Source organism: Chryseobacterium sp. PCH239, from assembly GCF_018924625.1.
Lineage (GTDB): Bacteria > Bacteroidota > Bacteroidia > Flavobacteriales > Weeksellaceae > Chryseobacterium > Chryseobacterium cucumeris.
Window position 1 is genome coordinate 2,131,390 of record NZ_CP073027.1, and the last position, 12,854, is coordinate 2,144,243.

The 12,854-nt window shown below is 37.2% G+C and carries 13 protein-coding genes; 11 read left to right on the forward strand and 2 right to left on the reverse strand.

Translation table 11 applies throughout. The features are described from left to right. Positions 1 to 104: 104 nt before the first annotated feature. From KBP46_RS09675 to KBP46_RS09710, 8 genes are all read left to right on the forward strand, one after another. Positions 105 to 416, forward strand: a complete 312-nt coding sequence (locus tag KBP46_RS09675; protein ID WP_123278867.1) for a GNAT family N-acetyltransferase — start codon at positions 105 to 107, stop codon at positions 414 to 416. A gap of 58 nt (positions 417 to 474) precedes the next feature. Continuing rightward, the gene (locus tag KBP46_RS09680) at positions 475 to 1,374 is read left to right on the forward strand and encodes a pirin family protein (RefSeq protein WP_120233507.1); all 900 of its coding nucleotides are present in this window, start codon (positions 475 to 477) and stop codon (positions 1,372 to 1,374) included. Positions 1,375 to 1,395: 21 nt separating this feature from the next. Continuing rightward, complete coding sequence (locus KBP46_RS09685) at positions 1,396 to 1,926, forward strand: NADPH-dependent FMN reductase (RefSeq protein ID WP_062675412.1); 531 nt, start codon at positions 1,396 to 1,398, stop codon at positions 1,924 to 1,926. Then, on the forward strand, positions 1,927 to 2,505 hold the full coding sequence (locus KBP46_RS09690; RefSeq protein WP_062675413.1) for a TMEM175 family protein: 579 nt from the start codon (positions 1,927 to 1,929) through the stop codon (positions 2,503 to 2,505). It begins immediately after the preceding gene. Between the two features lies 1 nt (position 2,506). After that, positions 2,507 to 2,725, forward strand: coding sequence for a (4Fe-4S)-binding protein (locus tag KBP46_RS09695; protein ID WP_062675414.1), 219 nt, complete (start codon positions 2,507 to 2,509; stop codon positions 2,723 to 2,725). Next, the gene (locus KBP46_RS09700) at positions 2,725 to 3,120 is read left to right on the forward strand and encodes an OsmC family protein (protein ID WP_062675415.1); all 396 of its coding nucleotides are present in this window, start codon (positions 2,725 to 2,727) and stop codon (positions 3,118 to 3,120) included. The genes KBP46_RS09695 and KBP46_RS09700 overlap by 1 nt, the downstream gene beginning before the upstream one ends. A 1-nt stretch (position 3,121) precedes the next feature. Continuing rightward, on the forward strand, positions 3,122 to 3,409 hold the full coding sequence (locus KBP46_RS09705) for a GNAT family N-acetyltransferase (RefSeq protein ID WP_171006298.1): 288 nt from the start codon (positions 3,122 to 3,124) through the stop codon (positions 3,407 to 3,409). A 186-nt stretch (positions 3,410 to 3,595) separates the two neighbouring features. Then, complete coding sequence (locus tag KBP46_RS09710; RefSeq protein ID WP_062675416.1) at positions 3,596 to 5,155, forward strand: sodium:solute symporter; 1,560 nt, start codon at positions 3,596 to 3,598, stop codon at positions 5,153 to 5,155. A gap of 72 nt (positions 5,156 to 5,227) precedes the next feature. Here KBP46_RS09710 and KBP46_RS09715 read toward each other — a convergent pair whose 3' ends face one another. Together KBP46_RS09715 and KBP46_RS09720 are read right to left on the reverse strand one after the other, a co-directional pair. Next, positions 5,228 to 7,459 carry a reprolysin-like metallopeptidase gene (locus tag KBP46_RS09715; RefSeq protein ID WP_216445228.1) on the reverse strand — a complete coding sequence of 744 codons (2,232 nt, stop codon included), beginning with the start codon at positions 7,457 to 7,459 and terminating at the stop codon, positions 5,228 to 5,230. 297 nt (positions 7,460 to 7,756) lie between these two features. Next, positions 7,757 to 9,994 (reverse strand): reprolysin-like metallopeptidase, encoded by a 2,238-nt coding sequence (locus tag KBP46_RS09720; protein WP_216445229.1) that lies wholly within the window; start codon positions 9,992 to 9,994, stop codon positions 7,757 to 7,759. Between the two features lie 337 nt (positions 9,995 to 10,331). On the opposite strand from KBP46_RS09720, the gene KBP46_RS09725 reads away from it, so the two are divergent. The 3 genes from KBP46_RS09725 to KBP46_RS09735 all read left to right on the forward strand — a co-directional run bounded on the left by KBP46_RS09725 (position 10,332) and on the right by KBP46_RS09735 (position 12,785). Beyond that, complete coding sequence (locus tag KBP46_RS09725; protein ID WP_062675419.1) at positions 10,332 to 10,850, forward strand: hypothetical protein; 519 nt, start codon at positions 10,332 to 10,334, stop codon at positions 10,848 to 10,850. 108 nt (positions 10,851 to 10,958) lie between these two features. Then, positions 10,959 to 11,810, forward strand: a complete 852-nt coding sequence (locus KBP46_RS09730) for a transketolase (protein WP_062675420.1) — start codon at positions 10,959 to 10,961, stop codon at positions 11,808 to 11,810. A gap of 30 nt (positions 11,811 to 11,840) precedes the next feature. Next, a complete protein-coding gene (locus KBP46_RS09735; RefSeq protein WP_120233503.1) occupies positions 11,841 to 12,785 on the forward strand; it encodes a transketolase family protein in 945 nt (314 codons plus the stop codon). Positions 12,786 to 12,854 lie beyond the last annotated feature (69 nt).

The following is a 12,854-nucleotide window of genomic DNA, read 5'->3' on the forward strand; positions in this document are numbered from 1 at the left end:
TATAATGGCAAACCTTATAGGTTTTATGAACCTATAAGGTTTAATTGTCTTAACAAGCAATTTCCTGCATTTATAGGAAATGCAGCACCCTTAGTACAAATATTATGAAACCAGAATTTGAAAATATACCTCTTGTAAAAGCCGAAAAAAGATTTGAAATAGAATTCAACGGACATTATGCATTTATTGATTATCGTGAAACCATGCATCAGATTTCTTTAATCCATACAGAGGCAGCACCGGAACTGGCAGGAACCGGCGCAGCTGCTGCGGTGGTAGAGAAAACTTTGAATTTTATTGAAGAAAGCGAAAAAAAACTTCTACCCTTCTGTCCTTATGTTTTCGCTTTTATTAAGAAACACCCTGAATGGAAACGTATCGTGGATGAGAGATTTGAAGGCTACGACAAACTTTAAACCTTCACCAGCACTTATCAATTTATTTAAATAACATTTTAAAAAGTATCACATCATCATGTCAAATATTGGACTTATTATTGAAGAAAAAGCGGCAGATATCGGAAATTTCCTCGTAGGAAGACTTCTTCCTTTCCGTGAGAAAAGAGCCGTTGGACCTTTTGTTTTTATTGACCACATGGGTCCTTCAGAATTAAAAGATTATCAGAATCTCGATGTTCCGCCACATCCGCATATCGGCTTATCTACATTGACTTATCTGCTGGAAGGCTCTATTTTCCACAGAGACAGTATTGGAAGTGCTATAGAAATAAAACCGGGTGCTGTTAACTGGATGACAGCCGGAAAAGGGGTTGTACATTCAGAAAGAACACCTGAATATTTAAGACACAGTGATAAAAGACTTCACGGATTCCAGATCTGGGTAGGTCTTCCGAAGCATCTTGAGCAGTCTGAGCCTACTTTTCATCATATTGAAGCAGATGAAATTCCGGTGTGGGAGGAAGATGGTATTCAGTATAAATTAATTGCTGGTGAAGCATTCGGAAGAACATCTGCAGTTCCGGTACACAGCAAATTATTTTTCCTTGAAATTAAAACAAAAGAAGCAAAAAAAATCAGCATTGGAAAAGATCTTTATGGAGAAGCAGCCATGTACGTTCTGGATGGAACAGTAACTACCGATGGAAATTCTTATGGTTCCAAACAGCTGATGATTGCTAAAGATACCAAGCTTTGCGAATTTGAGATGAGTGAAAACGGAACGGTTTATCTTTTCGGTGGCGAACCATTCGATGAAGAGCGTTTTATTTTCTGGAATTTCGTTAACTCTGACAAGGAATTAATTGATCAGGCAAAAGTAAACTGGAATGATCAGAATCACGATGCATTTCCTCTGGTTCCTGGTGACGAAAACGAATATGTGCCGCTTCCTAAGGCTATTCTAAACAGAAAATAACTTCAGTTCAGATTATTAACTATGAAAATATTAGCATTTGCCGGAAGTACATCTTCCACCTCTATCAACAGGGAACTGGTAAAATTTGTTCTGAAAGATTTTCAGGATGAGGAAATCAATCTGATTGACCTCAACGATTTTACAATGCCCGTATTCTCTGTAGACCTTGAAAAGAAAGGTTTTCCTGATGAAGCCCACCAGTTTTTAAAAGCGATTGAGGAATGTGATGTAATCATCTGCTCACTTGCTGAGCACAACCGTTCTTACAGTGCAGCTTTTAAAAATGTTTTTGACTGGGCTTCAAGAATTAACGTAAAAGTATTTCAGAATAAACCAATGCTTCTGATGAGTACCTCTCCCGGAGGTTATGGAGGCGGAAATGTGATGAATACAGCAAAAACATTTTTTCCACAGTTTGCAGCAGATATCAAGGACACTTTTTCACTGCCCAAATTTTATGAAAACTTTGATATGGAAAGCGGTGTCATCAATCCCGATATGCTGAATGATCTGAAAGGTAAAATACAAAACTTTAAAAATCAGATAAAGTAAATGAACAAAGGAAGACTGGAGGCGTTCAGTGATGGTGTCCTTGCTATTATTATCACCATTATGGTACTTGAACTGAAAGTACCTGAAGGAAATAGCTGGGCCAGTGTCAAACCTCTTCTTCCTAAGTTTCTGGCTTATATTTTCAGTTTTATTTATGTAGGAATCTACTGGAACAACCATCATCATTTGTTCCAGACAGTAAAGAAAGTAAATGGCAGCATTCTTTGGGCCAACCTTCATCTTCTGTTCTGGCTTTCTCTGATGCCAATTGCTACAGAATGGATCGGGACGACAAATTTTGCAAAAAACCCCGTTGCAGTCTATGGTATAGGGCTCATTATGTCGGCCATTGCCTACACTATTCTGGAGCATGTGATTATCCGTTGTGAAGGAGAAGATTCAAAACTGAAAGAAGCCATCCATTCGAAATATAAAGAGTATATCTCAATTGTATTTTATGTCCTGGGAATCGCTACTTCATTTTTTTATCCTTATATTGCCATAGGTTTTTATTATATCGTGGCTCTTATATGGCTGATTCCGGACAGAAGAATCGAAAAAACATTAAAAGAAAATTGATATGGAAACACACGAATATCCTAACGGAAACATTACTGTCATCTGGCAGCCTAAAAAATGTATCCATTCTGCCATATGTGTAAAAACACTCCCCAAAGTCTACGATCCTAAAGAAAGACCTTGGATAAAAGCAGAAAACGCAAGTCCCGAAGAACTAAAAAATCAGATCGACCTATGCCCATCAGGTGCATTAAGTTATAAATTCAATACAGAAAAATAATGGCGGTAACAGTAAAGGCAAGTTTAGGAAAAACAAAATATTATACAGAAGTAACAGCCGGCGAGAATACAATTATTACGGACGAACCGATTGATAAAGGCGGACAGAACAAGGGTTTCAATCCGCTGGAAATCCTGGCTACATCACTGGCAAGCTGTACAGCAGCAACCTTGAGAATGTATATTGAAAGAAAGGAATGGGATATAGAAAACATCAATGTAGAAGTAGAGCTTGAAAACTTTCCATTAACAAAAAGAGCGGTCTTCAAAAGAGATATCAGTTTTGAAGGTATTCTGGATGATGAGCAGCGTAAAAGACTGCACACCATTGCGGATGCATGCCCGGTTCACAAAATATTAACCAACGACATAGAAATACTAACTAAATTCTCATAACATGATCGAAGTAAAACAAAACAACGACGAAAAACACGGAAGTTTTGAAGCTTTCATAGATGGAAGACGCGCAGGAATGATGACCTATACCTGGGCCGGAGAAGAAAGATTTATTATAGACCACACCGAGGTGGAAGAAGCTTACAACGGAAAAGGAGTAGGCAAGGAAATGCTTCTGGCAGCCGTAGATTTTGCCAGAAAAAATGATAAGAAGATTATTCCCCTCTGTCCTTTCGCTAAAGCAAGTTTCCAGAAAAGTGAGGAACTTCAGGATGTTTTAGTGAATTAGTCACTGTATTACACCCTTACCATACAAACCTTTCAGATCGATCTCTGGAAGGTTTTTGTTTTTAAAAGTAAATCACTGCTTACAAGTAAATTAACCATCACAATTTGTTTTGACACGAACAGGAATTCAAATTCATGATTCACGACTGATCTTTTTTATATATTTGCTAAAATTTAAAAATCAAGCATGAATCCAGGAACTATCCTTTTGCTATTTGTTTTCGTCTATTTTATCGGCCTTTTGGTGATTTCTTATTTCACCAGCCGGAATTCTGATAACCAGTCTTTTTTTATCGGTAACAAAAAGAGTAAATGGTGGCTCGTAGCATTCGGGATGATAGGAACCAGCTTAAGCGGAGTTACTTTTATTTCCGTTCCGGGAACTGTCGGAAAAATGACCGGCTCCGAATACATTTACGGAGGTTTTGAATATTATATGATGGTGATAGGATTCTTCATCGGATATTTTATTGTGGCAGCAATATTACTACCACTCTACTACAAGATGAATCTGACTTCTATTTACACATATCTGGGAAAAAGATTCAATGTAGAAGCGCATAAAATAGGTTCTATCTTTTTTATTATTTCAAGAGCAATTGGAGCTACTGCAAGATTATACCTGGTAGTGAATGTTTTACAGATATTCTTACTTGAAGGATTGGGAGTTCCGTTCTGGGTGACTTCTCTTGTTCTTCTGTTAATGGTACTTCTGTATACTTTTGAAGGCGGTGTAAAAACGATTGTTATTACAGATACGCTGCAGACTTCTTTTATGATCATCAGTCTTGTAGCTTGTATTGTTTATATTTTATCCAACCTGAATCTGTCGTTTGGTGAAGCTTATACGATTCTTGAGCAGAAAAATTATACTCACTTCATCAATTTTGATCCGAATTCCAAAACCTTTTTCCTGAAAACCATTCTGGGCGGAATTTTCATTACCATTGCTATGACAGGGCTGGATCAGGAAATGATGCAGAAAAATATCTCTGTGGATAATCTTAAGAATTCAAAGAAAAACATGTTGACTTTTGCAGGAACACTTCTTATTGTGAACCTTGCCTTCTTATTCCTGGGAGGATTATTATACCTCTTTGCTCTACAGCATGGAGCAGAATATGGAACTATAAACGGTGAAACAGTAACGAATATTTTTGGATTTAAAGATCCAGCAGGAAATATTAAAAACGTAATGGGAGATGACCTTTTCCCCGCTTTATCACTTCAGGGATATTTTCCTATGGCTATTTCTGTTATTTTCATCATCGGATTAATTTCAGCCTTATTTCCTTCTGCAGATGGAGCTCTAACAGCTGTAACCAGCTCATATTGCGTAGATTTATTAAACCTTAATGAAGATAAAACAAAAACTGAAAAAGAGAAGAAACGCCTTCGTATGAAAGTACATTTGATTTTCACCGTAGTGTTCTTCATCCTGATTATGGTTTTCAAAGCATTGAATGACAAATCTATCGTCTATCTGATCATGGAAATTGCAGGATATACTTACGGACCGCTTCTTGGACTTTTTGCTTTTGGAATTTTCACCAAGTTCCAGATTTCAAGAAAATATTCCATCCTTACGGTTACCCTTTTGGCACCTGTATTAACTTATTTAATCAATCTGGCTGTTACTACTTATACCGATTATAAAATCGGAGTAGAACTCATTGTTTTAAACGGATTACTAACCTTCATTGGTCTGTGGCTGGTAAAAAACAAACAACATTTAAGAGTTGTTTAAAATAACATACATTCCAAAAAAAGACTGTCCTCTATTGAAGGCAGTCTTTTTTATTTGAATCAAGGAAATAGATTATTCTTTAATCCATTTGATTGTTTTCTCAAGATTCTTAGATTTAACTTTAATCAGATAATCTCCCTGAACAAGATGTGACAAGTCAAAAGACCCTGTTTTATCATGATTCAATTTATTATTTGCCTGAGTGAACACTAATTTTCCGCTTACATCATATACTGTAACATCATATACTTCATTTGAATTGTTAAATTTCACATTCAGAAGTCCTTTACTTGGATTAGGATATACCACAAATACATCTTTATTGGCAGAGGTTTCATTCACGCCTAATGTCTGGGTAATGGTAAAGTTGATTGGATTAATGTTGTAGAAAACATTTGTTTCTGCAGCAACCATAATTCTTGCCTGGGTGGTATTTACGTTAGGAATAGTAACAACTTCAGAACCATCGTTCGGAGTGGAAGCCAGGATCAGCGTAGGATAGGTAAGCCCGCCGTCTGTAGAAAGGTAAATATTTACAGTAGCGGCATTCACCGGAAATGCAGTTGTATTGGCTACGTCCCAGGTTACTGTCTGAGTAGAATTACCGGCCCAGTTTACCGCTGTAGTAGGTGCAGTTACGTTAAAAGGTCCGGAATTTCCATCAACAGTAATAATAGCATCATCATTGGCTACTCCTGCACAACCCGCGTTATTATCTCTTACAGTCAATCTGAACTCCATTGTTCGTGCATAAGAAGGTCTAACTTCTCCTTTGGAAACAGTTCCATTGATTACATCTGTAAGTTTTGGGAAATATCTGTAAGGAACGGTTACAGGTACATATGATCGGAACAGAGGTGCATTTAATGTTGGTGCATTCCAGTCACCCGCAGGTCCTACATCATTCTGTTCCCAGCAATAAGTAAGTGGGTTATTTTCAGTATCTGTTGCAGAGCCTGTTAACTTAAATGGGGTTCCTTTTGGGATGGTATAGTCATTTCCCGCATTTACAGTAGGTGCCGTATTAGCCACAGATGTTGTCACCTGGCATGTGAGAGATTGAACTTCTGAAGTAATTGATTGAAACGAGTTGGTATGAAAAATAGGAATACTATTAGAGGCTAAATTATTGGTACTCCCACAAATTCCTGCATACGCCATAATTGTAATTCCACTTCCTGGTTCTACAGCATGGGAAGCCTCACGATTTCCTCCTCCACAACTTCCTGTTGTTGCATTAAAAGTATGCGGAGCCCCAAACTGGTGTCCCATTTCATGGGCTACATAATCAATATCATAAGGATCACCAACAGGATTCGATGAACCAGTAATTCCGTTGGCTTTGTATGAAGAATCACATATACCTGAACCAGCTAATCCGCCCCCTCCGGTACTGAAGGTGTGTCCTATATCATAATTAGCTGTTCCTATTATTGAGTCAATTACCGTTTGACTTTCATCAATTAATATATCTGCATCATCATTTCCAGTGAAAGGATCATTAGCAGCACTTACAAAGATAATATTGCTTTCAGTAGGAATGAGGATCAATCTCACCGCAACCTCCTGTTCATACACTCCATTTACCCTATTTACAGTTGTTACTATAGCAGACAAGGTTTGAGCTACAGTAGGTGAAGCAGATCCTGTTGCCGCTACCGCATATTCCCCTGTACACGCAACCGCTAACCGAAAAATCCTGATTTGGCTTCCTATACTTGGAACTACTGTTTTTTGGACGTTTCTTTTTTCTGATTTAAAATTCTCCTCTTTTGAACTACAGCCTCTCTGCTTTTTATCAATTAAATCACTTTTCTTGTAAATGATATAATTACTGACATCCTGTTTTGCATAAGGATCAATATAAGTATCTTCTGATGCTATTGATTTTATTTGAGCATGGAATCCTAACTCTGTAAAATCAAGTTTTATAGTAGCATAGTGATCATCTACTCCCTGCCCTGTTAACGTAATAATTTGGGGAAACTTACCGGCTAACTCCGGAGCCATTACTGAGGATTTCCATACTCTGAATTTAGTTTTCGTTCCATCAGACATTGGCAAAACAATAATTGGGGCATTGTCTTTACGGTCATTATCTCTCAGCTCCGGAATTGAAGCCAAATAGTTTTTCAAACCAGCCACATCTAATTTATAAGTAAGAAATTTTTCTGGCTGCACTGTTCTGCTTTTAGATTCTGCTTTAATTGTTCGTTCACTGATTTCTGTAAAGAAATCCTGAGCTTTTCCTAGAGAAATCGATAAAATAAATATCCCTAAATAAAATAATTTTTCAAGTTTCATATGATGATGTTTTTTAACAGTATTAAATATAAGAATAAAAATCACAAAACAATGAATAACAGTGATTTACAACTAATAAACAACATAACTAACATTAAATAAAGTAAATACTACCATTCGAAAAACAATTATCTACTAATCTCTAATAACGATTAATTTTTTTTAAGCCTATATTTCCTGAGAAGCCAATAGAAAAAACAGATTCTCCAACGAATATTAAGGTTTTCAATTTATTAGCATAAAAAAGACTATCCTCTATTGAAGACAGTCTTTTTTTATTTAAATCAAGGAAATAGATTATTCTTTAATCCACTTGATTGTTTTCTCGAGATTTTTAGATTTAACTTTAACAAGATAATCTCCCTGAACAAGATGTGACAAGTCAAAAGACCCTGTTTTATCATGATTCAATTTGTTATTTGCCTGAGTGAACACTAATTTTCCGCTTACATCGTATACTGTAATATCATATACTTCGTTTGAATTGGTAAATTTCACATTCAGAAGTCCTTTACTTGGATTAGGATATACCACAAATACATCTTTATTGGCAGAGGTTTCATTCACGCCTAATGTCTGGGTAATGGTAAAGTTGATTGGATTAATGTTGTAGAAAACATTTGTTTCTGCAGCAACCATGATTCTTGCCTGTGTGGTATTTACGTTAGGAATAGTAACAGCTTCAGAACCATCATTCGGAGTAGAAGCCAGGATCAGCGTAGGATAGGTAAGACCGCCGTCTGTTGAAAGATAAATATTGACAGTAGCGGCATTCACCGGAAATGCAGTTGTATTGGCTACGTCCCAGGTTACTGTCTGAGTAGAATTACCTGCCCAGTTTACCGCTGTAGTAGGTGCAGTTACGTTAAAAGGTCCGGAATTTCCATCAACAGTAATAATAGCATCATCATTGGCTACTCCTGCACAACCTGCGTTATTATCTCTTACAGTCAATCTGAACTCCATTGTTCTTGCATAAGAAGGTCTAACTTCTCCTTTAGAAACAGTTCCATTGATTACATCTGTAAGTTTTGGGAAATATCTGTAAGGAACGGTTACAGGTACGTATGATCGGAAAAGAGGTGCATTTAATGTTGGTGCATTCCAGTCACCCGCAGGTCCTACATCATTCTGTTCCCAGCTGTAAGTAAGAGGATTGTTATCTAAATCTGTAGCAGAGCCTTCCAATCTAAATGGTGTACCTTTAGGAATGGTATAATCTCCTCCGGCATTGACTGTAGGAGCGAAATTGTTGCTTGGAAGTGTTACCTGACAAGTTGTTGACTGAACTTTTGTGGTGATAGACTGATATGATTTAGTATGGAAAGTCGGAATACTGTTAGGAGCGAGGTTATTGGTACTTCCACAAATTCCGGCGTAAGCCATTATGGTAATTCCGCTTCCAGGTTCTACAGCGTTGGTTGCACTGCGGTTTCCTCCTCCACAGCTTCCTGTTGTTGCATTAAAAGTATGTGGCCCCCCAAACTGATGTCCTACTTCATGGGCTACATAATCAATATCATAAGGATCACCAACCGGATTTGGTGAGCCGGTGATTCCTCTTCCTTTATTAGAGTTGTTACAGATTACTCCTAATCCGGCTAATCCTCCACCTCCTGTACTGAAGGTATGTCCGATATCATAATTGGCATTTCCTATCAGTAAGTCAATTTGGGTCTGGCTTTCGTTAATTAATGTTCCCGCACTATCATTTCCTGTGAAAGGGTCCGTAGCCGCACTGGTAAAGATCACATTGGTTTCAGTACCTACTAATACCAATCTTGAAGCAACTTCCTGTTCATATACTCCATTCACTCTGTTTACAGAGGTTACAATGGCTGAAAGAGTCTGTGCTACTGTAGGAGTTGCAGAACCCGTTGCTGCAATTGCATACTGATGGGTACAAGCCACTGCGAATCTGAAAACTCTAATTTGAGTTCCTACGCTTGGAGCTACGGTTTTTTGTTCGCTTTTTTTTTCTAGTGGAGCATCCTGATCATCTTTCAGCCCACATGTTCTTGGATTTTTATCAATTAAATCACTTTTCTTGTAAATGATATAATTACTGACATCCTGTTTTGCATAAGGATCTATATAAGAATCGCCTGCGACTATAGATTTTATCTGCGCATGAAATCCTAACTCTGTAAAATCAAGTTTTAGGGTTGCATACCTGTCATCAATTCCCTGTCCGGTAAAAGTGACAATCTGAGGAAACTTGCTGGCTAATTCCGGAGCCATCACGGAAGATTTCCAGATTCTGAATTTGGCTTTCGTACCATCTGGCATTGGAAGAACAATAATCGGAGCATTTTCTTTGCGGTCACTGTCTTTCAGTTCCGGAACAGAATTGAAATAACTTTTCATTCCGGCCACATCCAAGGTATAGGTAAGTGACTTTTCCGGTTGTACAGTTCTGTTTTTCGGATCTGCTTTGATGGACCTCTCACTGATTACTGTAAAAAAGTCCTGTGCTTTCCCGGAGGAAACGGATATAATGAATATCCCCAGATAAAATAATTGTTTAATTTTCATATATAATGGTATGTAATTTTTATTAATCCAAACATTAAAACCAAAAACAAAAAAAATAATTAGTTAAAGGTTCATAATTCATGATTATTTGAATTATAAAATTAGTTAAATTAATCTAAATACCACATATTAAAATTCAAAAAAAATCAATGTTTAGTAGCAAAAAACCAATGATCCTGCTACCACAAAGCATTACCGTTAATAAATATTTTTTATTTTTTCGTATTTGTTTAAGTAACTGATTTTATAGATTTTTGCATTTTAATTATCTTTAACACGAATGATATAAATTGATTTTAAAAAACATCGAAATAAAAAAAAACAAAAATTAAAAACTATGAAAAAAATTATCGCAATTTTCACATTTCTATTGACTTTTAGTTTTATGAATGCTCAGGACAACTTTGAAGTCTCAACATTACGAATTGGCCCCTTTAAAGTTTTCATGCCTAAGGTTGATGCTGAAAAAATAGCGGGAATAAAACTGTCCAACTCTGGCGGAGAGAAAAAAAACATCGTAAAATATAATGGAGAAACTATTCAGATTGATCTTTTTGATAATTACATCAATGAAGCCAACCCGAGTGTTCCTTCCATTACCTACATGACAACAACAAGTAAAAAATTCAAAACCAAAAGCGGAATCGGGGTGGGAAGCACCAGAGATGACCTGATCAACACGTATAGAAGTTACGCCAATTTCAGTGTACGCCCGGACTGGGACTCCAATGGTAAGCCGATTAAAGATGCCGGTTATTTTAATCTTGAAGACAGCCAGGCAGGAACATTATTAAGCTTTAAATTTGTTAATAATATAGTAACTGAAATCTCTGTTTATCTTAACGAAGGCTGTTAAAAGCGGGAAAATATTCAAATCATACTAAATCCGGGTTTTATATCCGGATTTTGCATTTCCATAAGCCGGTAAAAAATTGTAAATTCGCATGCAAATAAATCAGATATAATGAGTAAAAGTATCGAAGAGTTAAAAACTCTTACTACGCAGATCAGAAGAGACATTTTAAGAATGGTTCACGCTGTAAATTCAGGACACCCTGGTGGTAGCTTAGGGTGCACAGAATTCTTTACAGCCCTTTACGGAAAGGTAATGAACTATAAACTTCCTTTTACAATGGAAGGTAAGAATGAGGATCATTTTTATCTATCAAACGGACACATTTCTCCGGTATTCTACTCTACTTTAGCAAGATTTGGTTTCTTCCCTGTAGAAGAACTAAGTACTTTCAGAAAATTAGATTCAAGATTACAGGGACACCCAACAACGCACGAAGGCCTTCCGGGAATCAGAATTGCCTCAGGTTCTCTTGGACAAGGACTTTCCGTAGCATTAGGGGTAGCTGATGGTAAAAAATTAGATGGTGATCAATCTCTTGTTTACTCTCTTCACGGAGACGGTGAGCTTCAGGAAGGTCAGATCTGGGAAGCATTGATGTATGCAGCTGCTAAAAAGGTAGATAATATCATTTCTACAATTGACTATAACGGTCGTCAGATCGATGGTGATACAGATGATGTATTAAGTTTAGGAAATCTTCATGCTAAATTGGAAGCATTCGGATGGATTGTTCTGGAAGAAAAAAATGGTAATGATCTTGAAGCTGTGATTGCAATTCTTGAGAAGGCAAAAACAGAAACCGGAAAAGGAAAGCCGGTAGCAATTCTTCTTCATACAGAAATGGGTTACGGAGTTGATTATATGATGGGATCTCATGCCTGGCATGGTAAAGCTCCTAATGATGAGCAATTAGACACAGCATTCAAGCAATTGTACCTAGAAGCTCCGGCTGATTACTAATATCTTAACATCTCGATTAATAAAATAAAAATGAAATATACATATACAGAAAAAAAGGACACGCGTTCAGGATTCGGAGCAGGATTAGCTGAACTGGCTGACAAAAATCCTAATGTAGTAGCACTTTGCGCAGACCTTATCGGTTCTTTGAAGATGGAGAAATTCATTGAGAAAGCTCCTGAAAGATTCTTTCAGATTGGTATTGCAGAAGCAAACATGATGGGGATTGCAGCTGGTCTTAGCATTACAGGAAAAATTCCTTTTACAGGAACTTTCGCTAACTTCTCTACTTCAAGAGTATATGACCAGATCCGTCAGTCTATCGCTTATTCTAACAAAAATGTAAAAATCTGTGCATCTCACGCAGGTCTTACTTTAGGAGAAGATGGAGCTACTCACCAGGTTCTTGAAGATATCGGTATGATGAAAATGCTTCCTGGAATGACCGTGATCAATACTTGTGACTACAACCAGACTAAAGCTGCTACTTTAGCGATTGCAGATTTTGAAGGTCCTGTATATTTAAGATTCGGAAGACCGGTAGTTCCTGTATTCATTCCGGAAGATATGCCTTTCGAAATCGGAAAAGGAATTATGCTTCAGGAAGGTACTGATGTAACGATTGTTGCAACAGGGCACCTTGTATGGGAATCTCTTGTAGCTGCTGATGAGCTTGAGAAAGAAGGTATTTCTTGTGAGGTTATCAACATTCACACGATTAAGCCTCTTGATGAAGAGATCATTTTAAAATCTGTTGAAAAAACAGGTAAGATTGTAACGGCTGAAGAGCACAACTACCTTGGTGGTTTAGGAGAATCTGTTGCAGGTATGTTGGCAAGAAAAAGACCTACAAAACAGGAATTTGTGGCGGTAAATGATACTTTCGGAGAGTCTGCAACACCAGCAGAATTGATGAAGAAGTATAAAATTGACTCTGCTGCAGTAAAAGAAGCTGTAAAGAGAATTTTAGCTTAATAGTTTAAAATAAGCTATTTTATATAGACAAAACCCGGCGGTTTCTTCGAAACCGCCGGGTTTTTTGTT